The sequence below is a fragment of the Novosphingobium sp. IK01 genome, from assembly GCF_033242265.1.
Classification (GTDB): domain Bacteria; phylum Pseudomonadota; class Alphaproteobacteria; order Sphingomonadales; family Sphingomonadaceae; genus Novosphingobium; species Novosphingobium pituita.
On record NZ_BTFW01000001.1, the window covers coordinates 3,259,578 to 3,285,465 of the forward strand.

Sequence of the window (25,888 nt, forward strand, 5' to 3'; positions counted from 1 at the left end):
GAAAGGGGCCGCCCGGCAAGTCTGGGCCCAAATGATCTGAAGGGTCAGGCCGTTACAGGCTCGGCCGGGCCGGTTTCCTTGGGCGTCGCCGGGTCGGAGCCCCATTCGCTCCAGCTGCCGTCATAGAGCGCCACGTCCTCCTTGCCGAGGAGATGGAGCGCGAAGATCACGACATTGGCCGTCATCCCCGAGCCGCAACTGGCGATGACCGGGCGGGCGAGGTCGACTTGCGCATTGGCAAAGGCCGCGCGCAGGGCCTCGGGCGCCTTCCATGTGCCGTCGGGCGCAAAGAGGCTGGCATAGGGCACGTTGCGCGCGCCGGGAATGTGGCCGCTGGCCAGTGCGGGGTTGGTTTCCTTGACCTCGCCGGTAAAACGCCCCGCGCCGCGCGCGTCGACGAGCTGTTCGGCATGGCTGGCGAGGTTGGCGAGAACCTGATCCTTCGAGCGAAGCGCGCGCAAGTCGCTCCAGGCGGTGAAATGGCGGTGGCGCAGGGTTTCGTTGCCTTGCGCGCAAGGGCGGCCTTCGGCCTTCCACTTGGCGATGCCGCCATCGAGCAGGGCCACGTTCTGCGCCCCGAACAGGGTCAGCAGGAACCACGCGCGCGTCGACGACTTGATCGGGCTGTCGTCGTAAAGGACGATGCGGCTGCCGTCACCCAGCCCCAGGCTCTGCATGCGGCTGGCGAATTTTTCCGCCGAGGGCAACGAGTTGGGAAGGCCGGTGGCCCCATCGACAAGGTTGCCCAGATCCATGAAAACGGTGCCGGGGATATGACATGCCTCGTACTCGCGCGCGGCGTCGCGCTTGTGTTCGGGCAAAAAGCAACTGGCATCGACGATGCGCAGATCGCTCGCACCCATCTCGTTGGCGAGCCATTGGGTGGAGACCAGCGGTTCCATGAAATTCTCCTGCCTGCGACCCGTCTGGCGCGGGTTCATTTGCAACCAGAATAGGCCCGGCAAGCGGGCACGTCGATTGGAAAAATGGCCAATCGACGGGCCTGTCGTGTTTCAGGATGGGCCTGTTTCAGGCGAATGGATTCAGCTCAGCGCGGGGGCCTCTGGAAGGGGAAGCACCCGCTGGTCGACCTGATCGAACACGCGCGGCCCCTGATCGAGCCGGAAAGGCGCCAGACGCGCGCCCGGCGTGTCAGACGGTTGGCCGATCAGGAAGGCGCCATGGGCGTGCTCGGCCCCGCCGGTGTCTTCGCGGGTCGCCCAGCACGCGGCGCGCGCGATCGGCACGAACAGTTGCGCCTCGCCCGCGCGAATCGCCAGCACGGCGGCCAGCGGCAGGCGCATCTCGACCGGCACGGTCACGCTCGCCCCGGCCTCGATCCGCGCGATCTGGGCCAGCGGCGGCAGTTCCGGCCCGGCCAGCCCCAGCTGTTCATCCATGGGCCGCGAGGCATGGGCCGATGTCATGTCGCCCGACAGCGCAAGGTCGACCAGCGCGTCACGGCCATGGTTGGTGAGCACGATACGCGCGGCCAGCGTGGCATTGGCCAGCGTGGCGGTGAACCGGTCGGCCAGCAGCGCGAGGCTCAGGCCCTGCGCGACCGGGGCAGCCTCCGGCGCCTTGGCCGCAGGGGGCGGTGTCGGTGCAGGTGGAGGGGCAGGGGCAGGGGCGGGCGCCGGTTCGGGTTTCGCCGCAGGCGCAGGGGGGCTGTCTGGCGCAGCCTCGCCCCGCACCCGTCGGCGCGAGAGCCCCAGCACCAGTCCGCCCAGAGCCAGAACCGCCGCAATGCCCCCTGCCCATGGCAACCAGTCCGCATCGCTCCGGGGCGCCGGTTCGGGCGTGGCGAGGGCAGGGCTTTCCGTCTCGGGCGAAGCCGAAGCTTCGGGCAGGGCAGTTGGCGCTTCGCTCGCGACGGGTGACGGCACTAAAACAGGCGCGTTGACAGGCACGGGCTCTTTCCGGGCTACCGGCGCAGGTTTCGGGGCTTGCTCCGGCTTTGCCGCAGCAGGCCTGGCTGCGGGCCTGACTTTGACGGCTGGGGCGGGCAGGGGCAGGACGACGGGCGCAGGCGCGGGCGCCGCCGTTGCCGAGGGGCTGGAACCAGCGTCCGCCGCGGGAACAGCAGGCAACTGGATCGTTGGCGCGGCGCTGTCGGTGGAGGCAGGCGCCGGAACGGCCTGTGCCAGTGCGCCCCCCATCGGCGTGCAGAGCAAAAGCCCGGCCAGCAGTGTGCGGGATGAAGAATGCTGGAATGCGCGCGTGCCGCTCATGGCTTGCCCTGAAATGCCTCTCGTATGGTATCCATGGGATTAGGCCGGTCGTGCCGGCCAGCCGGGTCGGATCCTGTCGCCACGGCCCCGCGCTGCATAATGCCTCCCCGGCTGCGCGCAAGCAGGTGGCTTGCTCAGGTGGTGCAGGGTGTGCATTGGCTCGGCCATGAGAAAGGCCGGCCACAAGACAGGCCGACCGCAAGAAAGGATTGTCCCGTCATGTCGACCCCTCCCGTTTCCGCGCCCCTGCATCTGGGCAAGTCGAGCGCGCTGCCCGCCTCGCCCGAAGAGGCGGTGCTCGATTATGTCCCCAACCCGCGTCCCGGCACGCTCTATCTCGTGCGCTTCGCCTCGCCCGAGTTCACCTCGCTGTGCCCGGTGACCGGCGCGCCCGACTTCGCCCATCTGGTGATCGACTACGTGCCGGGCGACAGCATCGTCGAATCCAAGTCGCTCAAGCTGTTTCTGGGTTCGTTCCGGAACCACAACGGTTTTCACGAGGACGTGACCGTGGGCATCGGTCAGCGCCTGTTCGACGAGATGAAGCCCCGCTGGCTGCGCATCGGCGGCTACTGGTATCCGCGCGGGGGCATCCCCATCGACGTGTTCTGGCAGTCCGGCGCCGCGCCCGAGGGCCTGTGGCTCCCCGATCAGGGCGTGGCCGCCTATCGCGGACGCGGCTGACAGGGCTGTTCGGGCGGGCGGCGAATAAATTAACCTATCGGCAAGACCTTCGACCGGGATTTCATAGCGTCAAATACCTGTTTCTCCTGAGTACATTTACCAATGTTTAGGAGGTTTCTGCAAAAAGCGGCCTTGGGGTTAAGCATCTCAGGAGACATGGACATGACCTTTTTTCGCAAGCTGATCAAGGACACCGAAGGCGCCACCGCTATCGAATACGGCCTGATCGCTGCTCTCATCGCCGTCGCTGCCATCACCGCCATGGGCTCGCTCGGCACTGCGCTCAATACCACTTTCACCGGCGTGTCGACCAAGATGGATGCGGCTAAGGATGGGACCTATACGGCTCCCGCGAAACCTTGATGCATGATGGCACAGGCGGCGCCGATGCGACCGTTTGAACCATCCCAGGGCTTGCCACGATCAGCCTGATCGGGGGGCAGCCATCCACGGTAGGAAAGGGGGTCTTCGGGCCCCCTTTCTTTTTGTCCGGGCGGGAGGGTGTTGCACAAAGGTGCATGCGAAAATCTCATTTGCTCAAAACGCAAGGGACGGCGGGCAAAATGCCTTGCAAATGGGGAAAATCGCGCGAGATAAACAAGGGCGGCACAGTGAGCGGTGAAGAGAACCGCCATGAAGGATGCCGCAGCCGATGGAGAGGCACTGACAATGATGGCGAATGCGGAATTGAGCCCTGGTTTCAAGCATGCCGAGCGGGTTCTGACTGCTGTGCATTCCTCGCGGGCCGCCGTTTCCGCCGTGGCCGCCTCATGGTGCCGCTCGGCCCTTCATCACGGGCTCGACCCTTCCGCGCCGCAGGCTTCGGCAGAGCGGCTGGGCGACAATGAGCTCAATACCTTGCGGGCCTCGAACGGTGAATTGCTGACCGTGGCGGCCCCCGTGCTCGACAGGCTTCACGGCAGCGTCGGGCTGGCCGGGGCCTGTGTGATCATTGCAGATGCGGGCGGGGTGGTGCTCGATTGGCGGACGACCGATTCGGATGCGGCCCTGTTCGAAGATATTGGGCTTACACCGGGGGTTTCCTGGGCCGAAGCCGCGCAGGGCACCAATGGCATCGGGACCTGCCTGGTCGAAGGGTGTGCGGTCACGATCCATCGCGACGAGCATTTCGCCAGTCGCAACGTGGGCGTCAGTTGCATGGACGCGCCGATTTTCGATCCCGATGGACGGCTGATCGCCGCGCTCGATATTTCCTCGGCGCGCGGGGACCATGATCGCACGATGGCCGCACTCATCGGGGCGCTGGTGCAGGATGCCGCCCGCAGCATCGAGCGCGACTTGTTCTGCCGCCGTTACTCCGATGCGCGAATCGTTCTGGCCGGTGCTGGCGATCAGGCAATGCGCGGCAATGTCCTGTTGGCCGTGGATCGCGATGATCTCGTGATCGGGGCGACTCGGGCGGCGCGCCAGCAGTTCCGTCTGGCCACTGGCGCTGATATCGAGCCACGCCCGCTGGGCGATTTTCTTGGCCAGACGGGCCCGGCCAGCTTCGATGATGGCGAACGCGCGGTTCTGCGTCAGGCGCTGGCACGGGCCGGTGGCAATGTCAGCAGCGCGGCGCGTCTGCTGGGGATCGGGCGGGCCACGTTCTATCGCCGGATGGAGCGCGTCGGACTTTCGCTGCGGCACTGAAAAGGGGGGGCGCGCTTTGCATTGCGTAACGCGCAAGCGTGGCCCCGGTTTTCCACGCTGGGACATTTCGCCCGCTTTGCGATGCTCCTCGCCGTCGCTATGCGCGCGCCATGATGATCAAGGCTCCTTCGGTCCTGTCTGTCGCGGCGATGGTTCTGGCCGCTCTGTTGGCAGGCTGCTCGTCGCGCGATGATACCCACGATGCCCGCCTGAAGGCGGCGGGAGCTGATCGATCCCTTCCAGCGCTGCTCAAGGTGGCCGATCCGCGAATCGGCGAGGTCAAGGCTGGCCCCTGCAAGGGCTGCCATACCCTCGATGCCGGCGGCCCGGATCTGGGGGGGCCCAACCTCCACGGTATCTATGGCAGCCCGATGGGCCGCAACCGCCCTGCCTTTGCCTATTCGGCGGCGTTGCGCGATGCCAACGGGCACTGGGACGATGCCACCCTCGACGCCTGGCTGCGCAATCCGCAGGCGCTGGTCCCCGGCACATACATGCAGTTTGGCGGCATCTCCGACCCGCTCGATCGCGCGGACATCATCGCCTATTTGCGCACGCAGAAGAACTGACGGATTTTTCAAAAGGAAGTGTGAAACCCGGGGGCCATCGCCCCCGGACCCCCGGGAACTGGTGCTTGCTGGCATGTCCGGCGTTTCATTAGCTGGCGTGAGCAAACCGGGATCTCCGCGATTTTAAATCATTCCATTCGTCATCCCCGCGCAGGCGGGGATCCAGTTCCGACGGCCGTACAGGCGAGCAGAGCAGGCAAGCTGGATTCCCGCCTGCGCGGGAATGACGAAATGGGATCGAACATCGCTCAGCGCTTTCGTGTGCATGTTCGGTGTGCGTCGCCTTTGTTCTTCAAGGCTGCACATCAACCCCGATCCGCGCGGCGGGCATCGTGGTGGCATGGGCCGGATCGCGCGCCGGGCGCGGGCCCCCGCGCCCTTCGGCCACGCCGTCGAGCGTGTGCAGTGCGCTGGTAAGCAGCGGGACATCGCCATTGTCGGCAATGCGCGCGGCCTCCTGTTCAGCATCGTGGCGCGGGGCGTCGGGCAGGAGCCAGGCGCTGTCCATGACGCCGAGCGCGGCGAGAACTTGCGCCTTGGCGAGGTAGGCCCCGGCAATACCATCGTTGTAGGCGCTGCGAGTCTGAAGCAGTTCGCGGGCGAGCTGGAGAACGTCGAGCGTGGTGAACAGCCCCGCGCGTTCCTGAAGGACGGCGCCGTCGTAGGCTTTCTGGGCCGAATCGACCGCACTCTGGAGGCGGTCGATCGCCTCGCTCTGGGCCTGCCAGTCGTTCCATGCGGTGGCGAGGGCGGCGCGGTTTTCGCGCAGGCTGGCATCGACCAGCCGCCAGTCGGCATCGTTGGCGGCCTGCGCGGCGCGGATGCGGGCGTGGCGCTCGCCACTGTCGAACAGGGGGCCGGAAATGGTGAGCACCCCGCGCAGTTCGGTCTGGCGCAAGCTGTCGGAATAGTTCGAAAAACCGTTGGAATAGGGCATCAGGGCTGCGCTCCCTTGTAGATCGATCCGCGGGCGCCAGTCGGCCTTGGCGCCTTCGGTCGCCGCGCGCGAGGCGCGCTCGCGCTCCTGCGCGGCGAGGACGACGGGGTTGTGCTCTTCGGCAAAGACATAGGCTTCTTCGAGCGACGAAACCGGCAGTTGCAGGGCAGGGGGTGTGGTCAGTTCGCCCGGACGGGTGCCGACCATGCGCAGGAACGTGGCCTCGGCGGTTCCGGCGTCGCGCTGGGCGGTCAGCAATTGCACGCGGCCCAGCTCCACGCGGGTCTCGACTTGCTGGATGTCTGTTGCGGTGACTTCGTGGGCCTTGAGGCGCGCGCGATTGTCGGTCAGCTCGCGGGTGAGCGCGGCAAGGTTGTCTGCCGCGATGCCCACCCCCGTTCGCGTGCGGCGCAGGCTGACATAGGCATCGAGCGCATCGAACAGCGCCTGCTGCTCGGTCGAACGGAGCACGGCGCGTTGATAGGCGGCCTGCGCCCGCGCCGCGCGTTCGGAGGCGAGCGTGCGGCCAAAGGTGAACAGCGGCTGGGTCAGAATGGCCGTCGCGGTGGAGGTCCAGCCATGGCGCTTGAGGAAATTGGCCGGGGCGATCTCGTAGTTGTCGCGCGTCCAGCCATACGTCAGTGAATAGTCGAGGTGCGGGCCATAGGCCGAGCGGGCCTGCGCCACGCCCCAGTCGCTGCTGCGCGCGCCCGACCGCTGGGCGAGCACGGCGGGCGAGGTCCAGTAGGCATAGCGCAAGGCCTCGCCCAGCGAAGTGACCGACTGGCCCTGACGCGCACCCTGCGCGATGTCGGCGGGCGTATCGGCGGGCAGATCGGGCGTGAAGGACAGCGGCCTGCCCGGTTCGGGCGCTTCGGGAGGAGCCAAGTCGGACAGGGCTGGCGGCAGGCTCTCCTGCGCATGGAGGCATGGGGCCATCAGCAGGCCCGCGAAGGCGGGGGCCAGACGGGCGAGAGGCGCGGCGCGGCGTCGGTTGCGGGCGCACGAAGGGCGTGGCGTGGTCAAACGCATGGTTCGAACCCCCTGGTTCAGTTGTCGCGGAAGGCGCGCATGAACTGGTCGCGCAATGGCTTGGTGACGTAGGAAAGCAGCGAGCGGTTGCCCGTCTCGATGTAGGATTCGGCGGGCATTCCGCTGCGCAGGGACAGCCCCTCGCGCGCAATGGCGGCCTGATCGACGGCGATCCGCACGGTGTAGAAGGCCTGCCGGGTCTCCTGATTGTCGGTGCGGTCGGTGGCGACATAGATCACGCGACCGGGGATTTCCGGCGTGGCCGCGCGGTTGAACGCGGTAAAGCGCACGCGCGCGGTCTGGCCGGGGTGGACCTGATCGATGTCGTTCGGGTCGATGGAGGCTTCCACGACCATCAAATCATGATCGGGGACGATTTCCATGATCGGCTCGGCGGCGCGCACCACGTCGCCGATGGCGGCAAACGCGATTTTCTCGATCGTGCCCGAATAGGGCGCGCGGATCTCGGTGCGGTCCTTCTGGTCGGCGGCGCTGACCTTGCGGAGTTGCTGCTGGTTGAGCGCGGTGTTCACTTGCGCCAGATCGGTGCCGGCCTGAACGCGGCGGGTCTGCACGGTCTGGATCGACTGTTCCTGCGCCTCGGTGATGCGGGCGCGGGCCTGGGCGATTTGGGACTGGAGCTGGGCGACCTGACCGTCGATGTCGACGGCGGTGCGTTCGAGCTGGTTGAGCCGGTTGATCGTGACCAGCTGCTTGTCCCACAAGTCGCGCACGCCCTGCCGTTCGGGTTCGATCAGGTGGCGCTGCTGGCGCAAGGCATCGATCTGGGCCTGAAGCCCGGCGATCTGCTGGTCATATTGGACGATGCGCGCGCCAAGCTGGGCGCGGAGCTGGCTTTCTTCGGTCTGGCGCATGGCGAACAGGTGCTGTTCGTCGGCCATGGCCTTGCGCGCCGAAGGGTTGGTCGATTGCGTCAGCTCGGGCGGGAAGGAAACCTGACCCAGCCCCAGCCGCTCGGCTTCGAGCCGGGCTTTCTGGGCGAGCAACTGCTCGACGGTGAGGTTGGAATAGGTCGCATCGGCCCCGGTCACGCGGTCGTCGAGCCGCATCAGCAGCTCGCCCTGTTTCACATGCTGGCCATTGACGACCGCAATGGCCGCGATCACGCCCCCGGTCGGGTGGGCGATGCGCTTGACGCGGGTTTCCACGCCGACCTGCCCCCCGCCGATCACGGCCCCGCCCAGCGGCACGAGGGCAGCCAGCACGAACAGCAGCACCAGCAACCCGGCCAGCGCGCCCAGCAGCCGCACCAGCAGGCGCGAGGCATGGGGCCGGGGCACATCGGTTGCCTCGATCCACAGCGCGGGAAGGATCTGACGCATGGCGTCTGGCGAGAGCGGGGCGTTCATCGGGCGCTCTCCTGCGCAAGGCGGCCGGGAGCCGGAGGGGCCGGGCGCGCGCCGGGCGTGGCTGGTTCACCGCCGGGCAGGGTGCGTTGCATGACGGTCTCGCGGTCGCCGAAATCGACGATGCGTCCGTTCTGCATGACCGCGACATGGGTGATCGGCCCCAGCGTGGCCGGGCGGTGGGTGATCATGATGACGATCCCGCCGCGCTGGCGCACCGAGAGGACCGAGTGGGACAGCGCGGCATCGCCCGCCGCGTCGAGGTTGGAATTGGCTTCGTCGAGCACGAGCAGGTGCGGGGCGCCATAGAGCGCGCGGGCCAGCCCCACGCGCTGGCGCTGCCCGGCGGAAAGCTCCCCTCCACCAGCCGAAACAGGCGTGTCATAGCCATCGGGAAGGGCCAGGATCGCCTCGTGCAGGCTGGCCGCGCGCGCGGCTGCGATCACCCCTTCCGACGTGGCCGCCGGGTCGAACCGGGCGATGTTCTGGCCGACCGTGCCCTCGATCAGGTCGACCGTTTGCGGGACATAGCCGATGGCATTGCCCAGCGTTTCGGCGTCCCACTGGTCGGGCGTGGCGCCATCGAGGCGCACTTCGCCGCGCACCGGGTGCCAGATGCCCAGGATGCCACGCACGAGCGAGGTCTTGCCCGCTGCACTCGGGCCGATCAGGGCCAGGGCCTGTCCCGGCTGGAGCAGGAGCGAGACGCCCTGCACGGTGAACCTCTGGGTGCCGGGTGGGGCCACCCACAGGTCGCGAAGGACGAGTTCGCCGCGCGGACGGTCGAGCGTGACGTGGCGTTCGGGCGGGCGGCGGAACGTGGTGATTGCCTGCGCCAGCCGACCCCAGCCGCTGCGCGCCGCGATCAGCCCGCGCCAGTTGGCAATGGCTGAATCCACCGGCGCCAGCGCCCGGCCCGAGAGCACCGAGGAAGCGAGGATCACGCCCCCGCTCGCGCGGTCGTCGATCACCAGCAGTGCGCCGACCGTCAGGATGATCGATTGCAGGAGCAGGCGAAACGTGCGGCTGGCGCCGCCCAGCCGCGAGACCGTGCGCGAGAGCGCGGACTGCGCCGCGATGAACTGCCCCTCCCAGCCCGAGGTGCGCGCGACCAGCCGGTCCTGCATGCCCATGGCGAAGGCCGATTCGGCAAAGCGGATTTCCGAGAGCGTGGCCGCAGAGCGCTGGCCGGTGATCGTTGCCAGTTCGAGCGAGGCGGCCTGCGTGCGCCGGTTGGAGAGCAGCGCGAGCGCCGCCATCACCATGACCCCGGCCAATGCGGTAAGCCCCAGCCACCAGTGCAGCGCAGCCAGCACGATCAGGAACATCAGCACCCAGGGCAGGTCGATCAGCGCGACCGGCCCGGCCCCGGCAAGGAAGGCATGCACCGAATCGAGATCGCGCGCGAACTGGAGCCCGTCGGCCTTGTCGGGTCCGGAGCGCAAGGGGCGTGTGACGGTGGCGTAGTGGACCGCCTCGAACAGGTCGTCGTGGACGCCGTTGGCCACGCCCAGCAGCGCCTCGGCCCGGATTGCTTCGAAGATTGCCTGGAACAGGTAGATCAGCACCAGCATCGCGAAGAGACCGGCGAGGGTGGGGATGCTGCGGCTCGGCAAAACCGAATCGTAGACCAGCATCATGTAGCCCGACCCGGCAAAGACCAGGACATTGAGCAGAAAGCTGGCGATGCCCACCAGCACGAGATTGCCGCGATATCTGCGCAGGAACAGGCGCAGCAGTTGCCGATCCACGTCGAAACACCCCCGATCACTGTCGTCGGGGACAAGCATCGCATCGCCGGTTCGTCCGGCAACGCGCAGAAACCTCCGTGGCGGAACTTTAGAGCCTGTGCAGCCTTGGTTTCACCGGCTCAGGACGCACCCTTACGCAATCGCCGGGGGTTGCAATTCACGGAATTCAGGCGACTTCCAGTGCGCCTTCGGGGCGGGCTCCGATGATCAGCATTTCGCACCAGACTCCCTTGGGATCGAACATCAGGTCGACGGCCTCGATACCCGGCTGGGCGCGCAGGAGGTGCGAGCCGGTGCCCTGGACCTGCGGCGCGCTGACCGCTGGGCCACCCGTTTCGCGCCACAGCAGGTAGAGCCTGTTGCCGTCGGGCCCCAGGAACCAGCGCAAGTCGACCAGGCCCCTGTCGGTCGAGAGCGCACCGTGTTTCATGGCATTGGTGCACAATTCGTGGATGGCCATGATCAGGGGGATGCAGCTTTCGTCGGGGATGACACAGGCGGTGCCTTCGAGGCGGATGCGGCGGCCCAGACCGAATGGATGGATCGTGCGCTCGATCAGGTCGGGCAGGCGGCCTTCGGCCTCGGTGCCGATGCGCAGGAGGTCGCTGGCCTTGGCCAGGCTTTCGAGACGGCTGGAAAATTCGCGGAAGAAGTCCAGCGGGTTTTCCGCACGCGGCCCGCGCGCCGAGAGCGCCTGGATGATGGCGAGCATGTTGCGCGTGCGATGGCGCAATTCGCGGTTGAAGGATTCCTGCCGGCTGGCCAGCGCATCGAGTTCGCGCACCGTGCTGCGCGTGACCACGGCGGTGCAGATCAGCAGGCCCAGCGAGAAGACCGCGAGCACGAACGTGATGGCCCGGCCCGCCCACCAGTCCACCGACACGACCTGCCCGCCGAACACCAGCTTGCTCACGCAAAAGGAAACGGCCACCGTGGCAAGGGCCTGGCGCAAGTCGAGCAGGAGGGTTGCGATCAGGACGGTCGGCCAGAAAGCCATGAATGGCATGGTTGCGGGCACGGGGTCGATCAGCAGGCGCAGCAGCACGGGGGCTGCCACCAGGACTGTCCCCAGGGCTGCCTGCTCACCCAAGCTGCGCCGCTTGATCAGGGCGGCGCGAATCCAGCCGGAAAATCCGGTCGAAACCATCATCGCAAAGTCCCTTGAGCCTGCCCCCCTGGGCGAAGGGTCCAGTCCCCGGCAGGCTTCTGGCCGGCGGTATTACCGAAAAGAAACCAAAATGGCAGTATAAATGTGCCTTTTATTCCGGGGGTATGCCTGCATTGACCGCCGGAAGAGATTGCAGCCGTAATGCGGCATCGATTTCGAGCAGGCTGGCCAGAAGATGCCGGTCCTGTGTGTCGAGCGGAACGCGCGTGGCCAGGGCCTGTCGGCAGGCTTCGATGAGGGCGCGGGGGTGGCTGGCAAGCCCGGCCCGGAATTGCGCGAAATCTTGCGCGATGGCGCGCGGGGGCGTGCCGGAACCCACGCTTTCCGGTGCTCCCGAGCGGTGTTTTTCCAGCGTCCACAGGGCTGTGGCGGCACGCTCGGCCATGGTCCGCACGAGATCGCCCGCCGCTTCGCCCGAGGCGCGCGCCTTGAGTTTCTGGCGATAGCGTCGTTGTCTTTCGGCATTGCTCAGGGCCATTGCGCTGTCTTGGGGCGGGATGTCCCGTCCTGCAAAGCCCGGAGTGTTGCTTGCGTATCCTTGCGTAAGCGAAGGCCGGTTATCCGTCCCCCGGCTGTCAGGTGTCGGGGTCGTTGACGGCCAGCAGCGCCAGTTCGGTGCCCAGCTTCTGGTACATGGCGTGGAGATAGACCTTCACTGTTCCCTCGCCGATATTCATCTCTGTTCCGATGTCGCGGTTGCGCATGCCGCGCGCGACCAGCCGGGCGATCCGCCGCTCGCGCGGGTTCAGGCGGTCGAGGGGGCCTGCCCCTTCGGGGTGAAGCGAAAGATCGAGCGCGCGCGTGAGCAGTTCGGGCGGGATCACCTTCTGGCCTGCATGGACCCGTTCGAGCACATCGATCAGATCGTCTCCGGCGCCTTCCTTCGAGACGATCCCCTCCACGCCCGCGCGCATCACGGCCAGCAGGTTGCGATCGGTCAGTTCGGCGGTGAGCACCACCACCGACCGTTTGTCGCCACGCGCACGCAGCGTTTCGAGCACCTGAACCCCGTTCATGCCGGGCATGTTGATGTCGAGCAGCACGATGGCCGGGTCGTGGGTGGCGATGGCGTCGAGCGTTTCCTCGCCCCCGGCGGTTGCCGCCACGACGCGGAACTCGCTGCCCCGCAGCACGGAGGAGACACCGGCACGGATGAAGCCGTGGTCGTCGGCAATCAGAATGGGGATCATGCGTAAGCTCGCGTGGGCACTTCGATATCCAGCCTGGCGCCGGGGCGCTGGGGGCCGCCGGTCTGCTCGGTGATGTGGACCCTGCCGCCAAGGGCCACGACGCGTTCGCTGATCGAGCGCGGACGACGGGGTTGCCCTGCTTCGGGGAAACCGACACCGTCATCAATGATGGAGACAATCAACTTCGCACCGTCATGATCAAGGTGAATCGATACTTCGTTGCAATGGCCGTGTCGAGCCGCATTGGCGACCGCCTCGCGGACCATCTGGCGGAATTCATAGGCAAGATGGATTGAGACCGGAAGGCTGCCGGGGCCGGATGTGAACAGCACCCTGATATGCCAGTGGGTGGCCAGTTCATCGACGAGCCCGCGCAGTTCCTCGACCAGATCGGCGGTGCGGTCGCCATCCTCGCCACGCCGCAGGCGGTCGATCATCACCCGCAGCTGGCCCTGCTCGCGCCGCAGGGATTCCTTCATCGCCACGATTTCGCCGTCCGGGTCGGTGCCTTCGCGCAGGCGCCGGCGCAGGGCTTCGAGCCCGAACATCGTACCGGCCAGAAACTGGACGACGCTGTCGTGAAGGTCGCGCGCCAGGGCATTGCGCACTTCGGTCACCGCCGAATTCTTGGCAAGCGAGGCCATCTCCTCGCGGTCGAGCGCCAGGCCGATTTCTCGCGCCAGCGCGGCCATCCACGCCAGATCGTCGACCGCCATGCCCTGAACCCCCCAGACCAGCAGGTGGCCCTGGCTCGACACCGAATTGAACGCGGCCATGATGCCCTCGTCCACCTCCAGAAAGTCGGCGAGCGGAACGCTGAAGGCCTCGCGGCTGGCTTCGAGCCGATATTCACCGATCAGGGCGATCCGGCGGTGACGGGGCAGGTTGAACATCGTGGGCGGGACGGGCGATGACAGGGCTTCGGCCATCAGGCCGGGACCCAGCCTTTCGCTGGTCGCGATGCCCTCGCGCGTGACCAGCACGTCGATCCAGGGTTCGTCGCCCCAGCTCACCACCAGGGCCGCGCCGCGCGCACGCATGATCGTGCAGGCTTCGTCGAGCGCGCCTGACAGGACCCGGCTGCGGCGGTTGCCGGGCGCGCCGGCCGGTTCTGCCAGGGTGACCACGCGCATGCCCCGCTGCTGGCTGGCCAGCCACAGCACGAGCGCGGAGACCAGCACGATACAGCCCAGCCCGCGCAGGAAATGCATCGGGTCCGGGCCCGTGGCGAGGGCGCTGAGCAGAAGCGCGGGCGCCGTGGCCGCCAGAATCAGGAACAGGCTGGAGACCGCCACCCCGAACGTGCCCCACCGGGCAAGGGCCACGATCAGCAGGAAGGTGGCAAAGGCCAGAAAAGGCCCGTTCAGGGCCCCGTGCGGCCTGATCGCGACATAGAGCGCGCCGGCCAGGGCCAGCAGGTCGACGGCCTGCGCCAGGGCGGCCAGGCGGCTGTCGAGCCACCAGTCGATCCAGGCCACGGCCAGCATGACCACGGTCCACATCACATATGTCATCGCGACCCACTGGCTGCCTTGCGGATAGCGCAGTGGCTCGTCGAAGGAGAGGCTGATCCCGGCCAGAAACAGCACGGCGATCGCCGTCCGGCACGAGGCCAGGATCTTGCCACTGCATGCCGAAAAGATGGTCCGCTGGTTCAAGGCTTCATCCTGTGTGCCGCGGAAAAGGAATGCCAGGTCATGGAACCGCACGCAGGGTATCATGAAACGCAATTCCCGGCGCCCGGCTGGTGGCTGGAAGGAGAAGGCGCCTGTCCGAAGGCGAATCCGCGATCTGCGCGAATCCCGGTTTCATCCCCATGCCCGACCATCGTTAAGCCTCCCTTTCCCGTCAGAAACCATGTTAATACCCTCATTTGAAGCTTTTTATGTCGATTTTCCGTACACAGACGGGCTGTATGTTTGACCTTTCCTTCCCGGGGGGCGACAAGCGTACCACGTAGCCGATAGGAACGATCTGGATCATGACCTTGCCGCCGCGATCGGACGGTTCACTCGAAGCGCTGACGGCCAAGCAGCGTGCGGTGCTGGACTTGCTGATCCAGCACAAGACCTCGAAAGAGATTTCCCGAATTCTGGGCATTTCCCCCCATACGGTCGACCAGCGGATCATGCTGGCGCGAGGCAAGTTGCAGGTCGCTTCGCGGGCGGAAGTGGCGCAGGCCTATCGCGTTCTTCTGGAGCAGGAACCTCCCGGAAACTCATACGAAAAACCCGTATATGGATCGCCGGATGTCGCCAATGACCCGGTTGCGATGCACAAAGGCCGGGAAGAACACGATGAGGTTTCGGCTTCGGAGGAAGCGGTTCCATCGGATGGAGAAATCCTCGACAGCAGCGTTCCACATGGTGGCCTGCCAGACGGGGAATATCCGGTCGGGGTGTATCCGGACCAGACAGTGCCGGATGACGGGCATCTCGCCGATGGAGCCTTGATCAGATTGAATGGTGAAACGGACGGTGGGGATCGTTCTGTCACCATCCACTCTGGCGACTCCGGCCAACAGGCTGCATCCGCTTATCGTGTTCTTCCGGAAGTGTTCGACGGACCTCACGGGACCCTGATGCGGCTTGTGGCCATGGCCCTGATCGCGATGATCATGATCCTCACCGTCCTGGGTGGCTTGACGATGTTCTCGCAACTGTCCCGGATCGTGGATCGCTGACTGTCGGACGTCTTCCGCTTCAACATGGGGACGGCGCTTCTGGCGCCGTGAGGAGGCAAGTTGACGATGACGCTCGACATTACGACCGAACAAGACCGCATTTCGGACATGCTTGAGGCTGCGGCCATCAAGCAGGGGCCCCGTCTCCGGTCGGCCCAGAATCAGACTCAGGCTGGCATGACCCATGCCGTTGCCCAGATGCGGGTGACGCGCGATCTCCAGAGCGCGGAGGCCGCGCTTGACGAGGCGCTGATCCGCCAGGCCCATCTGCTCTCTTCGATGGTGACCGCACGTCGCGAGGCCGGCCTGCCGCCGTTCCTGGGGCAGGATGCGCTCATGCGCCTGCTGCGCAGCCAGCAGGCGATGGTCGACGCCGGGGGCGAACTGGCACGGGTACATGGCCGTTTGCAGACCATCGCGGTTGAAACGATGGGGGGCGACGATGCATGTCCCAAGACCGCCACGCTGACCTCGCCCGAGGAAACGCCGGGCGCAGCCGTGTTCCTCGAAAGTCCTGACGGGACCGATGACGCGGCTCTGCCACGCGCGGCCTGACTTGGCTCGGGCACCGGGATGTGATGCCATGACGGGCAGGTCGTGACGAGCCATGGTTTCGTTGTGGATCCCTCGTCTGCTGCTGATCTTCGCGGTGCTGTTCGCCGCCCGCAAGGGCGGCGAACCCGAGCAATCCGTGGCGGCGATCCTGCTCGCGACATTCGTTCTGGATGTCGCCAATCACGCCCTTTTTGGTGAGGCTGCCTGGTTTACGGTGAATCCGGGCCATCTGGTGATCGATGTATGGGCCTTCATCGTCCTCTTGCTGGTGTCCTTGCGGGCCAACCGGGCCTGGCCACTGGCGGTCAGCGCAGCGCAAGTCCTCGTGCTGATCGGGCATGGGGCGAAGCTGTGGAACCTGGACATGGCGCGCAAGGCCTACTGGGCGATGACGCTGGGCCCCTTCTGGATCCAGTTGGCGCTGCTGATCTTTGGCACATGGGCCCATATGGCCCGTTCGCGAAGGATCGGTCGCTATGCCGGATGGCGCCTGCAACCCACGAGCCGCACCCAGCCTTGATACCGGGAGTTCCGGCATGACTGTCCGTTCGATGCTCCGCAGCGTTCCTGCTGCCACTGGGGCTCAACCCATAGAAATCGGCCGCAAGGCGCCTGCCGCGCGGATCGTCCCGATCCCTGAAACAGCGCTGGCCGTGGCGCGGGAAATCTATCAGAGCCGCCGCAAGCGCGAGCGTTTCCTGGCCGCCGACCTGTTCGGCGAGCCGACGTGGGACATCCTGCTCGACCTGTTCATCGCGGCTGGCGAGGGGCGCCGCGTGCCCACCACCAGCGCCTGCATCGGCGCGAATGTGCCGCCGACCACCGCCTTGCGCTGGCTGCGCATCCTCGAAACACGCGGGCTGGTCGAGCGCGAGGACGATGGCCGCGACGGGCGCCGGACTTTCGTGTGTCTGACCGAATGCGGCGTGCGCGCGATGATCGCGTTGATGGGGCACGTGCAGGGTGGCTTCAGTGCCATCGTCGATCGCTTTGGTGCGGACGGGGGCCAGCTTGGCGCTTTCCCGGCGGGCGAGGCGCTCTGACCGGCCTGATCGGCCAATCCCCGTCTGTCAGCGTGTCAGATTGCGTTGACGGTCGAGGGGGAGGGTGAGGTCTGCCCTGGCTGGCAATGTGGCCAGGGCATGGCGGGTCAGGCGTTCGTAGTGGGCCATGAAGCGGGCGAGGGCCGTCTGGTCCATCAGTCCCGGCATCGGTCCGGCGGCGCTCCCCGCGCCACGGGGTGAGGCGTCGCCCGCCATTCGGGCGCGCAATTGCTCTTCCTGCTCGCGTCGCCAGATCCTGACGGTTTCGAAATCGGGCGCGGCAAGGAAGATCAGGCTGTCGAGGGTCGCCCAGAGCGCGCGATAGGGGCCTGCGAGGGCCGTGTTGACGGCCTTGCGCCAGATGCCGTGCGGGTCTTCGTTCCTTTCGAGCGCGTTGACCGGTTCTGTCAGGGCTTCCTCGCTCTGGGGCTCAAGGCCCAGGCACCAGCCTTCGAAAATCAGCACGCGGGCCCGCATGACCGGCCATTGGCCGGACGGGGCGCGGTCGTCGCGGGCCTTGTCGAAGCGGGGCAGGGCGACGCTTTCCCCGCGCCGCAGGGCCGCGATGGTGGCCAGTCCCAGATCGACATCGTGTGTGCCCGGAACGCCGCGCGTGGCAAACAGCGGGTGGACCTGCCGGGCCATGGCCTGCCGCTCGGCCCGTGTCCGGTAGAGATCGTCGAGCGAGAGAATGGCGCAGGGGATCGCGCGCGCGGCCAGTCTTGCAGCCAGGGCGCTGGCGAGGGTCGACTTGCCGCTGCCTTGCGCGCCGCAAATGCCCAGCACGAGAAAGCCGCTGCTTGGGCCAGCATCCGGCCCGGATGGGCAGAGAAGGGCATCGAGATGCTGTTCTGTGGCCATGAGGACAGGAGAGAGGGGCGGTGGAACGGACATCGCGGCAACTCTGGCGGGAGGGACAGGTCTGGCAGGCTGGAAAAGCCGGGCTCTCACAGCCGGGCATGCCGGTCGAGCGAAATCGTGCTCGCTTGACCCTTGGGGGGCTTTGGCGTAGTGGGCCCCTCGATCCGGTGCCGTTTTCGGGCGGCTCCGGCCCAGACAAGAGCTGAACATTGCCGGTGCGCACAGGGCTGCAAGTGGCGGAAATCCGCCATGGGTGGCCCTCTTCCCGTTGGTTGTCACGCTGAGCGAATCAGGGTGGCCAAGGGGGTGCAGGCCGTCAAAGTAACCCGGTGCCGATTGGGCCGGGTGGAGTGTCTTCGGCTCATCCGGTGCAAGGATGCCCCCGGCCCATGGTCGCGCGCATTGGCCTTGCACCGTGTGAGACTTGCAAGTCCCTTCACCTTTCCTGGCCGCGCCACAACCAAGGTGAAGAGTACTTCATGCCTACGATCAACCAGCTGATCCGCAAGGGTCGCGTTCCGCAGAAGGCCAAGAGCAAGGTCCCTGCGATGGAGCAGAACCCGCAGAAGCGCGGCGTTTGCACCCGCGTTTACACGACCACCCCGAAGAAGCCGAACTCGGCTCTCCGCAAGGTCGCCAAGATCCGTCTGACCAACAGCCGCGAAGTCATTTCGTACATTCCCGGCGAAGGCCACAACCTGCAGGAGCACTCGGTCGTGCTCATCCGCGGCGGCCGTGTGCGCGACCTTCCCGGCGTGCGCTACCACGTGCTGCGCGGCGTGCTCGATACCCAGGGTGTCAAGGACCGCAAGCAGAGCCGTTCGAAGTACGGCGCCAAGCGTCCCAAGTAATCGTGGCCATGCGGTGGCAGTCTGATTTGAAGGCGCCTCCGCAGGATTGACCGGCTGGTTAAACTGGCCCGATCAGAAGGAATTCAAGATGTCTCGTCGTCGTCGTCCGGAAAAGCGGGTTATTCTGCCCGATCCGAAGTTCGGTGATCAGGTTCTGTCGAAGTTCATGAACAACCTCATGCTCGATGGTAAGAAGTCGGTTGCCGAAAGCATCGTCTATGGCGCTCTCGACACCATGCAGACCCGCGCCAAGGCCGATCCGGTTCAGCTGTTCCATGACGCGCTGAACAACGTGAAGCCCCACATCGAAGTGCGCTCGCGCCGTGTCGGTGGTGCGACCTACCAGGTTCCCGTCGAAGTCCGCCCGGAACGCGCCCAGGCGCTGGCCATCCGCTGGCTGATCACGGCGGCTCGCAACCGTTCGGAAACCACCATGTCGGCTCGCCTCTCGGCTGAGCTGCTCGACGCTGCCAACAACCGTGGCAACGCCGTGAAGAAGCGCGAAGACACCCACCGTATGGCCGACGCCAACCGCGCGTTCAGCCACTACCGCTGGTAAGCTTCCGAAAAACTGGTCATGTGACCGTCTTCAAACGGTCACTACAGTAACCATATGGGGCGGGCCGGAGCAATCCGGCCCCTCCCGAACCCAAGGAACACCACCATGGCCCGCAGCCATCCGCTCGAGCGTTACCGCAACATCGGTATCATGGCGCACATCGACGCCGGCAAGACGACGACGACCGAGCGCATCCTCTACTACACCGGCAAGTCCTACAAGATCGGCGAAGTGCACGACGGCGCCGCGACCATGGACTGGATGGAGCAGGAACAGGAACGCGGCATCACGATCACGTCGGCCGCGACGACCTGCTTCTGGAACGACCACCGCATCAACATCATCGACACCCCCGGCCACGTCGACTTCACCATCGAAGTCGAACGTTCGCTGCGCGTGCTCGACGGTGCCGTTGCGTGCTTCGACGGCGTGGCCGGCGTGGAGCCGCAGTCGGAAACCGTGTGGCGCCAGGCTGACAAGTATGGCGTGCCGCGGATGTGCTTCATCAACAAGCTCGACCGCACCGGCGCGAACTTCAAGTACTGCGTGCAGTCGATCATCGACCGCCTCGGTGCCAAGCCTGCCGTGCTCTACATTCCGATCGGTCTCGAAGCCGACCTGAAGGGCCTGGTCGACCTGGTCAACAACCGCGCGATCATCTGGAAGGACGAATCGCTCGGCGCCGAATTCTTCTACGAAGAAATCCCGGCTGACCTGGCGGACGAAGCCGCTGTCTATCGCGCCGAACTGATCGAACTGGCTGTCGAGCAGGACGACGAGGCGATGGAAGCCTATCTCGAAGGCACCGAGCCCGACGCCGCGACGCTCAAGAAGCTGATCCGCAAGGGTACGCTCAACCACTCGTTCGTGCCGGTGTGCTGCGGTTCGGCGTTCAAGAACAAGGGCGTGCAGCCCCTGCTCGACGCCGTCGTCGACTACCTGCCTTCGCCGCTCGACATCGAAGACGTCCAGGGCGTCAAGGTCGACAGCGACGAGAAGGACAGCCGTCCCCCCAAGGACGACGCGCCGTTCTCGGCTCTCGCGTTCAAGGTCATGAACGACCCGTTCGTGGGCTCGCTCACCTTCATCCGCATCTACTCGGGTACGCTCTCGAAGGGCACCTACCTGAACTCGGTGAAGCAGAAGAAGGAAAAGGTCGGCCGCATGCTCGAAATGCATGCCAACGACCGCAAGGACGTCGAAGAAGCTTACGCTGGCGACATCATCGCGCTGGCCGGCATGAAGGAAACCACCACGGGCGACACGCTCTGCGCCGAACGTGCGCCGATCGTTCTCGAACGCATGGAATTCCCCGAGCCGGTCATCGAGCTGTCGGTTGAGCCCAAGACCAAGGCTGACCAGGAAAAGATGGGCATCGCGCTCAATCGCCTTTCGGCTGAAGACCCCTCGTTCCGCGTCTCGACCGATCACGAATCGGGCCAGACGATCATCAAGGGCATGGGCGAACTGCACCTCGACATCATCGTCGACCGCATGCGTCGCGAGTTCAAGGTGGAAGCCAATGTCGGCGCCCCGCAGGTCGCTTATCGCGAATACCTGGGCAAGGCCGTCGACATCGACTACACCCACAAGAAGCAGTCGGGCGGTACCGGCCAGTTCGGTCGCGTGAAGGTGAAGGTGACTCCGGGCGAACGCGGCTCGGGCATCATCTTCAAGGATGAAATCAAGGGCGGTAATATTCCCAAGGAATATATCCCCGCCATTGAAAAGGGCATGCGCGAAACGGCCGCTACCGGCTCGCTCGTCGGCTTCCCGATCATCGACTTCGAAATCCTGCTCTACGACGGTGCCTACCACGACGTCGACTCGTCGGCCCTGGCCTTCGAAATCGCCGGTCGCGGTGCCATGCGTGAAGTCGCCCAGAAGGCCGGCATCAAGCTGCTCGAACCGATCATGAGCGTGGAAGTCGTCACCCCTGAAGAATTCATGGGCGACGTCATCGGCGACCTCAACTCGCGTCGTGGCCAGATCCAGGGCACCGACAGCCGCGGCAATGCCCAGGTTGTCGAAGCCATGGTCCCGCTCGCGAACATGTTCGGCTACGTGAACCAGCTCCGCTCGTTCACGCAGGGTCGTGCACAGTACACCATGCAGTTCTCTCACTATGACGAAGTCCCGGCGAACGTCGCGGCTGAGGTCAAGGAGAAGCTTGCCTGATCGTCACGATCAGGCTAGGGGCGGCGCCTGATTCCGTCGGGTGCCGTACCCCGCAGAATTCACAGACAAGCGAATAGAAGGTTTGAACAATGGCCAAGGCTAAGTTTGAGCGGAACAAGCCGCACTGCAACATCGGCACCATCGGTCACGTTGACCATGGCAAGACCACGCTGACCGCAGCGATCACCAAGGTCCTCGCGGAAACCGGCGGCGCCGAATTCACCGACTACGCCAACATCGACAAGGCTCCCGAAGAGCGCGAACGCGGCATCACCATCTCGACCGCCCACGTCGAGTACGAAACCGCCAACCGCCACTACGCGCACGTCGACTGCCCGGGTCACGCTGACTACGTCAAGAACATGATCACCGGTGCTGCCCAGATGGACGGCGCGATCCTGGTCGTGAACGCCGCTGACGGCCCGATGCCGCAGACCCGCGAACACATCCTGCTCGCCCGCCAGGTCGGCGTGCCGGCTCTGGTCGTGTACATGAACAAGGTTGACCAGGTCGACGACCCGGAAATCCTCGAGCTCGTCGAACTCGAAGTTCGCGAACTGCTCTCGTCGTATGACTTCCCCGGCGACGACATCCCCGTCATCAAGGGTTCGGCTCTGGCCGCCCTCGAAGGCCGCGATGACGAAATCGGCAAGAACTCGATCAACGAGCTGATGGCCGCTGTCGACAGCTACATCCCGCAGCCCCCCCGTCCGACCGACAAGCCCTTCCTGATGCCCGTGGAAGACGTCTTCTCGATCTCGGGTCGTGGTACCGTGGTGACCGGCCGCGTCGAAACCGGCATCATCAAGGTTGGTGAAGAAGTCGAAATCGTCGGCCTCAAGGACACCTCGAAGACCACCGTCACCGGCGTCGAAATGTTCCGCAAGCTGCTCGACCAGGGTGAAGCCGGCGACAACATCGGCGCGCTGGTTCGTGGCGTGAAGCGTGAAGACGTCGAGCGCGGCCAGGTTCTGGCCAAGCCCGGTTCGGTGACTCCGCACACCGAATTCTCGGCCGAAGTCTACGTGCTGTCGAAGGACGAAGGTGGCCGTCACACGCCGTTCTTCGCCAACTACCGCCCGCAGTTCTACTTCCGCACCACCGACGTGACCGGCGAAGTGATCCTTCCCGAAGGCACCGAAATGGTGATGCCGGGCGACAACCTGACCCTGTCGGTCAAGCTGATCGCTCCGATCGCCATGGACGAAGGTCTGCGCTTCGCCATCCGTGAAGGCGGTCGTACCGTCGGATCGGGGGTTGTCAGCAAGATCACGAAGTAATATAGGCGCCGAACCGGCGAGAGATTCGCGTCTCTCGCCGATCGGTTTTTGATCAGTCGTCCCGCTTTCTCCCCATCCGCTGTGGAGGGGATCGGAGGGCAGGGCGGCTGGTTTTTGTTTTCGCTCTTTCGCATCGGTAAACGGACATGGAAGCCCAGAACATCCGCATTCGCCTCAAGGCCTTCGATCATCGCGTGCTTGACCAGGCTACTGGTGAAATCGCGGACACCGCCCGCCGCACCGGCGCCCTCATTCGTGGCCCCATTCCGCTGCCCACGCGCATCGAGAAGTTCTGCGTCAACCGCGGTCCGCACATCGACAAGAAGTCGCGCGAACAGTTTGAAGTCCGCACCTACAAGCGCCTGCTGGACATCGTGCAGCCCAATGCTGCCACTGTCGACGCGCTGATGAAGCTGGACCTCGCTGCCGGCGTGAACGTCGAGATCAAGCTGGCCTGATCCAGCGCAAGCCCTGGCCCCGCCCCCACGAGAGTGGCGGGGAGGGCGGCCCGACCGAGCCTCATCGGTTCCCAGTTTTGGATCTTCGGATCCACCATCTCTTCCGGCCCTGAGGCCGGTTTGGCCGACCCTTTCGAGGGCGCCGCGACATAGGGATACCTCCGGTCCTGAAAGCTCCTCGTCGGAGGGTGCTTCGAAAAGGGCCGGGAAAGCGTCCCCCGTTCGCTCCTGTTCAGGCAGGGGCATTCAGCCCGGACGGGGCGCGTTTCACATACGGGCTGTCACGCCTTTGGGGGATGGGCCCCCTCAGGCCTCTGTAGGAGTATGAGATCATGCGCACCGGCGTGATCGCGAAGAAGGTGGGTATGACCCGCCTGTTCCAGGAAGATGGTCGGCACGTTCCGGTCACCGTCCTGTCGCTCGAAGATTGCCAGGTGGTTTCGGTTCGTACCGCTGAACGTGACGGTTATGTCGCGCTCCAGCTCGGTGCTGGCGAAGCCAAGCAGAAGAACGTTGCCAAGCCGCAGCGCGAGCACTTTGCCAAGGCTGAAGTGCCGCTCAAGATGCAGGTCGCCGAGTTCCGCGTCGCCGACGACGCGACTCTCGAAGTCGGCTCGACCATCGCGGCTTCGCACTTCGTCACCGGCCAGTACGTCGACATCACCGGCCACACGCAGGGCAAGGGCTTTGCGGGTGCCATGAAGCGTTGGGGCTTCGGCGGTATGCGCGCCACCCACGGCGTGTCGATCTCGCACCGTGCCCACGGTTCGACGGGTAACCGCCAGGATCCGGGTCGCGTCTTCAAGAACAAGAAGATGGCTGGTCACATGGGTGACCGTCAGCGCACCCAGCAGAACCTGGAAGTCGTCCGCACCGACGATGCGCGTGGCCTGATCTTCGTCAAGGGCTCGGTCCCGGGCGCGAAGAACGGCTGGCTCCTCGTTCGTGACTCGGTCAAGGTCGATCGTCACGGCGATGCGCCCTATCCGGCCGGCCTCAAGGCCGCCAACACCAACGAAGTGGCTGCTCCCGTGGCTGCCGAAGGCCAGGAGGGCTAATCATGAAGGTTCAGGTCCTCAATCTGGACGGTTCGGCCGCTGGCGACGTGGAACTCTCGGATGCCGTGTTCGGTCTCGAACCGCGCGCCGACATTCTCCACCGCGTCGTTACCTGGCAGCTTGAAAACCGTCGTGGCACGGCCCGTGGCGCTCGCGAGCGTTCGGACGTGGCTCGCACCGGCAAGAAGTTCGGTCGTCAAAAGGGTGGTGGTACCGCTCGTCACGGTGACCGCAAGGCGCCCGTGTTCATCGGCGGTGGCAAGGCCCACGGTCCGCGCGTCCGCGACTTCAGCGTTTCGCTGAACAAGAAGGTCCGTGCGCTGGGTCTCAAGATGGCTCTGTCGTCGAAGGCGCAGGGCGGTCTGGTCGTTGTCGACAGCCTGGAACTGGCTGATGCCAAGACCAAGGTGCTGGCCGGCACGCTCGCCAAGGCAGGCTTCGGCAAGAAGGTGCTCGTCGTGGACGGTGAACAGGTCAACGAGGGCTTCGCCCGCGCTGCCCGCAACATCGTTGGCGTGAACGTGCTCCCCGCGATCGGCGCCAATGTCTACGACATCCTGAAGCATGATACGCTGGTGCTCACCCGCGCCGCTGTCGAAAAGCTGGAGGCCCGTTTCAATGGCTAAGGACGCAATCGACACGCGTCACTACGACGTGATCGTGGCTCCCCACATCACTGAAAAGGCGACGCTGCTGAGCGAAAACAATGCCGTGGTCTTCAAGGTTGCCGACAAGGCGACCAAGCCGGAGATCAAGGCGGCGGTGGAAGCCCTCTTCAATGTCACGGTCACCAAGGTGAACACGCTGACCCAGAAGGGTAAGACCAAGCGCTGGAAGGGCAAGCCCTACAAGCGCACCGACGTCAAGAAGGCCGTCGTGACCCTGGCTGCTGGCCAGTCGATCGACGTCACCAGCGGTATCTGAGGCGAAGGCATAGACCATGGCACTCAAGAGCTATAACCCGACCAGCCCCGCCCGTCGCGGCCTGGTCCTCGTCGACAAGTCGGCGCTCTGGAAGGGCAAGCCTGTCAAGGCTCTGACCGAAGGCAAGAGCAAGACCGGCGGCCGTAACAACAAGGGCCACGTGACTTCGCGCGGCATTGCTGGCGGTCACAAGCAGAAGTACCGCTTCATCGACTTCAAGCGTCGTAAGTGGGACATGCCGGCCACCGTCGAACGTCTGGAATACGACCCCAACCGCACCGCGTTCATCGCCCTCATCACGTATGAAGACGGTGAACAGGCCTACATCCTGGCGCCTCAGCGCCTGGCCGTTGGCGACGTGGTGGTTGCCGGTGAAAAGACCGACGTGAAGCCGGGCAATGCGATGCTCCTGTCGCAGATGCCGGTTGGTACCATCATCCACAACGTGGAAATGAAGCCGGGCAAGGGCGGTCAGATCGCCCGTTCGGCTGGTACTTACGTGCAGCTGGTCGGTCGTGACCGCGGCATGGTGATCGTTCGCCTGAACTCGGGCGAGCAGCGCTACCTGCGTGGCGACTGCATGGGCACCGTCGGCGCCGTGTCGAACCCCGACAACTCGAACCAGAACCTTGCCAAGGCCGGTCGTAACCGCTGGCTTGGCCGTCGCCCGCTGACGCGTGGTGTGGCGAAGAACCCGGTCGACCACCCGCACGGTGGTGGTGAAGGCCGCACCTCGGGTGGCCGTCATCCGGTTACGCCGTGGGGCAAGCCGACCAAGGGCGCCCGCACCCGTCACAACAAGCAGACGGACAAGTTCATCATTCGTTCGCGCCACGCGAAGAAGAAGAGGTAAGAC

The 25,888-nt window shown here is 65.4% G+C and carries 27 protein-coding genes; 17 read left to right on the forward strand and 10 right to left on the reverse strand.

The window, feature by feature from the left end; genetic code table 11:
- Nucleotides 1-44: 44 nt before the first annotated feature.
- The gene (gene sseA / locus SBI20_RS15090; protein WP_317975787.1) at nt 45-902 is read right to left on the reverse strand and encodes a 3-mercaptopyruvate sulfurtransferase; all 858 of its coding nucleotides are present in this window, start codon (nt 900-902) and stop codon (nt 45-47) included.
- 141 nt (nt 903-1,043) lie between these two features.
- Entirely contained in the window at nt 1,044-1,886 is an 843-nt protein-coding gene (locus tag SBI20_RS15095) for a hypothetical protein (protein ID WP_317975788.1), read from the reverse strand.
- Between the two features lie 564 nt (nt 1,887-2,450).
- Between SBI20_RS15095 and queF the strand changes: the two genes are divergently transcribed.
- From queF to SBI20_RS15115, 4 genes are all read left to right on the forward strand, one after another.
- Nucleotides 2,451-2,915, forward strand: coding sequence for a preQ(1) synthase (gene queF, locus SBI20_RS15100; RefSeq protein WP_317975789.1), 465 nt, complete (start codon nt 2,451-2,453; stop codon nt 2,913-2,915).
- Between the two features lie 162 nt (nt 2,916-3,077).
- The gene (locus tag SBI20_RS15105; protein ID WP_317975790.1) at nt 3,078-3,278 is read left to right on the forward strand and encodes a Flp family type IVb pilin; all 201 of its coding nucleotides are present in this window, start codon (nt 3,078-3,080) and stop codon (nt 3,276-3,278) included.
- A 270-nt stretch (nt 3,279-3,548) separates the two neighbouring features.
- On the forward strand, nt 3,549-4,568 hold the full coding sequence (locus SBI20_RS15110; RefSeq protein ID WP_317975791.1) for a GAF domain-containing protein: 1,020 nt from the start codon (nt 3,549-3,551) through the stop codon (nt 4,566-4,568).
- Between the two features lie 110 nt (nt 4,569-4,678).
- Nucleotides 4,679-5,137, forward strand: a complete 459-nt coding sequence (locus SBI20_RS15115) for a c-type cytochrome (protein ID WP_317975792.1) — start codon at nt 4,679-4,681, stop codon at nt 5,135-5,137.
- A gap of 292 nt (nt 5,138-5,429) precedes the next feature.
- On the opposite strand, the gene SBI20_RS15120 is transcribed toward SBI20_RS15115, so the two are convergent.
- From SBI20_RS15120 to SBI20_RS15150, 7 genes are all read right to left on the reverse strand, one after another.
- Nucleotides 5,430-7,106, reverse strand: a complete 1,677-nt coding sequence (locus SBI20_RS15120; protein ID WP_317975793.1) for a TolC family protein — start codon at nt 7,104-7,106, stop codon at nt 5,430-5,432.
- Nucleotides 7,107-7,123: 17 nt separating this feature from the next.
- Entirely contained in the window at nt 7,124-8,476 is a 1,353-nt protein-coding gene (locus SBI20_RS15125) for an HlyD family type I secretion periplasmic adaptor subunit (RefSeq protein WP_317975794.1), read from the reverse strand.
- Nucleotides 8,473-10,263 (reverse strand): type I secretion system permease/ATPase, encoded by a 1,791-nt coding sequence (locus SBI20_RS15130; RefSeq protein WP_317975795.1) that lies wholly within the window; start codon nt 10,261-10,263, stop codon nt 8,473-8,475. The genes SBI20_RS15125 and SBI20_RS15130 overlap by 4 nt, the downstream gene beginning before the upstream one ends.
- 127 nt (nt 10,264-10,390) lie before the next feature.
- Nucleotides 10,391-11,374, reverse strand: coding sequence for a sensor histidine kinase (locus SBI20_RS15135; RefSeq protein ID WP_317975796.1), 984 nt, complete (start codon nt 11,372-11,374; stop codon nt 10,391-10,393).
- 109 nt (nt 11,375-11,483) lie between these two features.
- A complete protein-coding gene (locus SBI20_RS15140) occupies nt 11,484-11,870 on the reverse strand; it encodes a hypothetical protein (protein WP_317975797.1) in 387 nt (128 codons plus the stop codon).
- 97 nt (nt 11,871-11,967) lie between these two features.
- Nucleotides 11,968-12,582, reverse strand: a complete 615-nt coding sequence (locus tag SBI20_RS15145) for a response regulator (protein WP_317975798.1) — start codon at nt 12,580-12,582, stop codon at nt 11,968-11,970.
- Complete coding sequence (locus SBI20_RS15150; RefSeq protein ID WP_317975799.1) at nt 12,579-14,240, reverse strand: sensor histidine kinase; 1,662 nt, start codon at nt 14,238-14,240, stop codon at nt 12,579-12,581. Before SBI20_RS15150 ends, SBI20_RS15145 begins: the two co-directional genes overlap by 4 nt.
- 323 nt (nt 14,241-14,563) lie before the next feature.
- On the opposite strand from SBI20_RS15150, the gene SBI20_RS15155 reads away from it, so the two are divergent.
- The 4 genes from SBI20_RS15155 (at nt 14,564) to SBI20_RS15170 (ending at nt 16,863) form a co-directional block, all read left to right on the forward strand.
- Nucleotides 14,564-15,265: a helix-turn-helix transcriptional regulator gene (locus SBI20_RS15155; RefSeq protein ID WP_317975800.1), complete on the forward strand. Its 702-nt coding sequence runs from the start codon at nt 14,564-14,566 to the stop codon at nt 15,263-15,265.
- 66 nt (nt 15,266-15,331) lie between these two features.
- Nucleotides 15,332-15,820, forward strand: a complete 489-nt coding sequence (locus SBI20_RS15160; protein ID WP_317975801.1) for a hypothetical protein — start codon at nt 15,332-15,334, stop codon at nt 15,818-15,820.
- Nucleotides 15,821-15,872: 52 nt separating this feature from the next.
- Nucleotides 15,873-16,340 carry a hypothetical protein gene (locus SBI20_RS15165; protein ID WP_317975802.1) on the forward strand — a complete coding sequence of 156 codons (468 nt, stop codon included), beginning with the start codon at nt 15,873-15,875 and terminating at the stop codon, nt 16,338-16,340.
- Between the two features lie 16 nt (nt 16,341-16,356).
- Entirely contained in the window at nt 16,357-16,863 is a 507-nt protein-coding gene (locus SBI20_RS15170) for a MarR family winged helix-turn-helix transcriptional regulator (protein WP_317975803.1), read from the forward strand.
- Between the two features lie 27 nt (nt 16,864-16,890).
- On the opposite strand, the gene SBI20_RS15175 is transcribed toward SBI20_RS15170, so the two are convergent.
- A complete protein-coding gene (locus tag SBI20_RS15175; protein WP_411911565.1) occupies nt 16,891-17,724 on the reverse strand; it encodes a kinase in 834 nt (277 codons plus the stop codon).
- A 479-nt stretch (nt 17,725-18,203) separates the two neighbouring features.
- Between SBI20_RS15175 and rpsL the strand changes: the two genes are divergently transcribed.
- The 9 genes from rpsL to rplB all read left to right on the forward strand — a co-directional run bounded on the left by rpsL (nt 18,204) and on the right by rplB (nt 25,885).
- Nucleotides 18,204-18,575, forward strand: a complete 372-nt coding sequence (gene rpsL / locus SBI20_RS15180; protein WP_022675067.1) for a 30S ribosomal protein S12 — start codon at nt 18,204-18,206, stop codon at nt 18,573-18,575.
- Between the two features lie 88 nt (nt 18,576-18,663).
- Nucleotides 18,664-19,134: a 30S ribosomal protein S7 gene (gene rpsG, locus SBI20_RS15185; RefSeq protein WP_022675066.1), complete on the forward strand. Its 471-nt coding sequence runs from the start codon at nt 18,664-18,666 to the stop codon at nt 19,132-19,134.
- Nucleotides 19,135-19,239: 105 nt separating this feature from the next.
- Nucleotides 19,240-21,312 (forward strand): elongation factor G, encoded by a 2,073-nt coding sequence (gene fusA / locus SBI20_RS15190; protein WP_317975805.1) that lies wholly within the window; start codon nt 19,240-19,242, stop codon nt 21,310-21,312.
- An 89-nt stretch (nt 21,313-21,401) separates the two neighbouring features.
- Nucleotides 21,402-22,592 carry an elongation factor Tu gene (tuf, locus tag SBI20_RS15195; RefSeq protein ID WP_317975806.1) on the forward strand — a complete coding sequence of 397 codons (1,191 nt, stop codon included), beginning with the start codon at nt 21,402-21,404 and terminating at the stop codon, nt 22,590-22,592.
- 146 nt (nt 22,593-22,738) lie between these two features.
- Nucleotides 22,739-23,050, forward strand: coding sequence for a 30S ribosomal protein S10 (gene rpsJ, locus SBI20_RS15200; protein WP_011444906.1), 312 nt, complete (start codon nt 22,739-22,741; stop codon nt 23,048-23,050).
- Nucleotides 23,051-23,382: 332 nt separating this feature from the next.
- On the forward strand, nt 23,383-24,108 hold the full coding sequence (gene rplC, locus SBI20_RS15205) for a 50S ribosomal protein L3 (protein ID WP_317975807.1): 726 nt from the start codon (nt 23,383-23,385) through the stop codon (nt 24,106-24,108).
- A 2-nt stretch (nt 24,109-24,110) separates the two neighbouring features.
- Nucleotides 24,111-24,734, forward strand: a complete 624-nt coding sequence (gene rplD, locus SBI20_RS15210; RefSeq protein WP_317975808.1) for a 50S ribosomal protein L4 — start codon at nt 24,111-24,113, stop codon at nt 24,732-24,734.
- Complete coding sequence (locus SBI20_RS15215; protein ID WP_317975809.1) at nt 24,727-25,032, forward strand: 50S ribosomal protein L23; 306 nt, start codon at nt 24,727-24,729, stop codon at nt 25,030-25,032. The genes rplD and SBI20_RS15215 overlap by 8 nt, the downstream gene beginning before the upstream one ends.
- A 16-nt stretch (nt 25,033-25,048) precedes the next feature.
- The gene (rplB, locus tag SBI20_RS15220) at nt 25,049-25,885 is read left to right on the forward strand and encodes a 50S ribosomal protein L2 (protein ID WP_317975810.1); all 837 of its coding nucleotides are present in this window, start codon (nt 25,049-25,051) and stop codon (nt 25,883-25,885) included.
- Nucleotides 25,886-25,888: the final 3 nt, after the last annotated feature.

Coding starts and splice junctions, on each gene's coding strand:
- sseA (WP_317975787.1), bottom strand. CDS start 902: ATGGAACCGCTGGTCTCCACCCAATGGCTCGCCAACGAGATGGGTGCG.
- queF (WP_317975789.1), top strand. CDS start 2,451: ATGTCGACCCCTCCCGTTTCCGCGCCCCTGCATCTGGGCAAGTCGAGC.
- SBI20_RS15105 (WP_317975790.1), top strand. CDS start 3,078: ATGACCTTTTTTCGCAAGCTGATCAAGGACACCGAAGGCGCCACCGCT.
- SBI20_RS15110 (WP_317975791.1), top strand. CDS start 3,549: ATGAAGGATGCCGCAGCCGATGGAGAGGCACTGACAATGATGGCGAAT.
- SBI20_RS15115 (WP_317975792.1), top strand. CDS start 4,679: ATGATGATCAAGGCTCCTTCGGTCCTGTCTGTCGCGGCGATGGTTCTG.
- SBI20_RS15120 (WP_317975793.1), bottom strand. CDS start 7,106: ATGCGTTTGACCACGCCACGCCCTTCGTGCGCCCGCAACCGACGCCGC.
- SBI20_RS15125 (WP_317975794.1), bottom strand. CDS start 8,476: ATGAACGCCCCGCTCTCGCCAGACGCCATGCGTCAGATCCTTCCCGCG.
- SBI20_RS15130 (WP_317975795.1), bottom strand. CDS start 10,263: ATGCTTGTCCCCGACGACAGTGATCGGGGGTGTTTCGACGTGGATCGG.
- SBI20_RS15135 (WP_317975796.1), bottom strand. CDS start 11,374: ATGATGGTTTCGACCGGATTTTCCGGCTGGATTCGCGCCGCCCTGATC.
- SBI20_RS15140 (WP_317975797.1), bottom strand. CDS start 11,870: ATGGCCCTGAGCAATGCCGAAAGACAACGACGCTATCGCCAGAAACTC.
- SBI20_RS15145 (WP_317975798.1), bottom strand. CDS start 12,582: ATGATCCCCATTCTGATTGCCGACGACCACGGCTTCATCCGTGCCGGT.
- SBI20_RS15155 (WP_317975800.1), top strand. CDS start 14,564: ATGACCTTGCCGCCGCGATCGGACGGTTCACTCGAAGCGCTGACGGCC.
- SBI20_RS15160 (WP_317975801.1), top strand. CDS start 15,332: ATGACGCTCGACATTACGACCGAACAAGACCGCATTTCGGACATGCTT.
- SBI20_RS15165 (WP_317975802.1), top strand. CDS start 15,873: ATGGTTTCGTTGTGGATCCCTCGTCTGCTGCTGATCTTCGCGGTGCTG.
- SBI20_RS15170 (WP_317975803.1), top strand. CDS start 16,357: ATGACTGTCCGTTCGATGCTCCGCAGCGTTCCTGCTGCCACTGGGGCT.
- SBI20_RS15175 (WP_411911565.1), bottom strand. CDS start 17,724: ATGGCCACAGAACAGCATCTCGATGCCCTTCTCTGCCCATCCGGGCCG.
- rpsL (WP_022675067.1), top strand. CDS start 18,204: ATGCCTACGATCAACCAGCTGATCCGCAAGGGTCGCGTTCCGCAGAAG.
- rpsG (WP_022675066.1), top strand. CDS start 18,664: ATGTCTCGTCGTCGTCGTCCGGAAAAGCGGGTTATTCTGCCCGATCCG.
- fusA (WP_317975805.1), top strand. CDS start 19,240: ATGGCCCGCAGCCATCCGCTCGAGCGTTACCGCAACATCGGTATCATG.
- tuf (WP_317975806.1), top strand. CDS start 21,402: ATGGCCAAGGCTAAGTTTGAGCGGAACAAGCCGCACTGCAACATCGGC.
- rpsJ (WP_011444906.1), top strand. CDS start 22,739: ATGGAAGCCCAGAACATCCGCATTCGCCTCAAGGCCTTCGATCATCGC.
- rplC (WP_317975807.1), top strand. CDS start 23,383: ATGCGCACCGGCGTGATCGCGAAGAAGGTGGGTATGACCCGCCTGTTC.
- rplD (WP_317975808.1), top strand. CDS start 24,111: ATGAAGGTTCAGGTCCTCAATCTGGACGGTTCGGCCGCTGGCGACGTG.
- SBI20_RS15215 (WP_317975809.1), top strand. CDS start 24,727: ATGGCTAAGGACGCAATCGACACGCGTCACTACGACGTGATCGTGGCT.
- rplB (WP_317975810.1), top strand. CDS start 25,049: ATGGCACTCAAGAGCTATAACCCGACCAGCCCCGCCCGTCGCGGCCTG.